Source organism: Trueperaceae bacterium (assembly GCA_031581195.1).
Lineage (GTDB): Bacteria > Deinococcota > Deinococci > Deinococcales > Trueperaceae > SLSQ01.
In genome coordinates, this window is record JAVLCF010000221.1 from 1 (window position 1) to 1319 (window position 1319).

Annotated in this window: 1 protein-coding gene; it reads left to right on the forward strand. The window is 56.9% G+C overall.

Annotation, left to right across the window (positions count from 1 at the left end):
* Window positions 1–129: 129 nt before the first annotated feature.
* Window positions 130–1080, forward strand: coding sequence for a glycosyltransferase family A protein (locus RI554_11605; protein ID MDR9392658.1), 951 nt, complete (start codon window positions 130–132; stop codon window positions 1078–1080).
* Window positions 1081–1319: the final 239 nt, after the last annotated feature.

Consider the following 1319-nt stretch of genomic DNA (forward strand, 5'->3'; position numbering starts at 1 on the left):
CGGGGCCGTCGTTGCATGCCGTGACCTTGAGGATCCTCTCGCTCGTAGTCAGCTGGAAGCGACGGATGTCCTCCTACCCTCTACTCTTCGAAAAGCAATCTCCTACGATGCTGAACGGCGGTTAGCGCTATGAAGTTCTCCGTAGTCGTACCGGTGCACAACAACGAGAATACACTTGAGAGAACGCTCACTTCGATTCTGTCTCAATCGTTTGATGATTTCGAAGTCATCGTGATCGACGACGCGAGTACCGACCGCACGAGCGATGTCATTGCCGGCGTCGAGGATCCAAGACTCCGGTGCGCGCGGCGAGATGTTCCAGGTCCCGGAGGCTACGCTGCCCGGAACTTGGGAGTCGGGCTTGCTCGTGGGGAGTTTGTCACGTTCCTCGATGCGGACGACGTCTGGGACGAACACCACCTCGCAACGATGCGAGATGTCTGCGACCGCCATCCCAGCGTGGCGTTCTTCGGCAGTGGGTGGAGGTCGATCGTCGGCGACATCGTGACCCAGAACGCCTTCTCCAGGCGCATGGACGGGCCTGACGGCTACGTTGATCTCGAGACGTATTTTCAACTCATCCGGAAAAGGTGGCCTCCCGTCTGGACTGGCGTTGCCTGCTTGCGCGTCTCTGCGCTTGCCTCGACCGACGTCTTTCCCGCGAATACGAGTATTCGCAGAGGTGGTGATGCGTTCGCGTGGTTACGTCTCATGTGTGAACACCAGGCGCTCGTCGTCTCTAACCACGTGGGGGCGACCTACATGCGTGACGACTCAACGGTTACGCGGTCGGCGGATTTGAATCACGAACTGTACTCTGCAGACGCCTACGATGAATTGGCTGCGCTGGTTCCGATGCGGCTACACTCGGAATTGAGGAGGCATTTCAACCGCGCACTTGCATTCCAGTGGATTCATGGCGCTATTGAGGATCGGCCAACGTTTCGCATTTGGAAGCGCATTTGGAAACGTGATTTGGACGTGCTGGTCGCTACCGTCACTGCAGCCTCCTTGTTGCCGCAAGGATTCGTAAGAGCGATATTGCGCCGTGCACTCACGTTTCGTCGACGCGAGAATTGAAGATGAGCATGATGCGAGAAATCAACCATGGTTAAGTCCACGGAAGCAACAAGGACAGGGTGCCCTAGCGCATTCATTGGTGTTTTCGTGGGCGCCAACGCGAGAAGGTGAACGGTGCGGACTCGGAGGGTGAGTACGTTTGTGCCCCGAACTGTAAGGAAATGACCTTCAATAACGATTCGTACATTCGCGCCGTGTTCATGGCAGAGTCACCGCTACAGCTTCTAGGCGCTTGGGAG

Excerpts from the sequence above, each read along its gene's own strand:
- RI554_11605 (MDR9392658.1), top strand. The coding sequence starts at position 130 with ATGAAGTTCTCCGTAGTCGTACCGGTGCACAACAACGAGAATACACTT.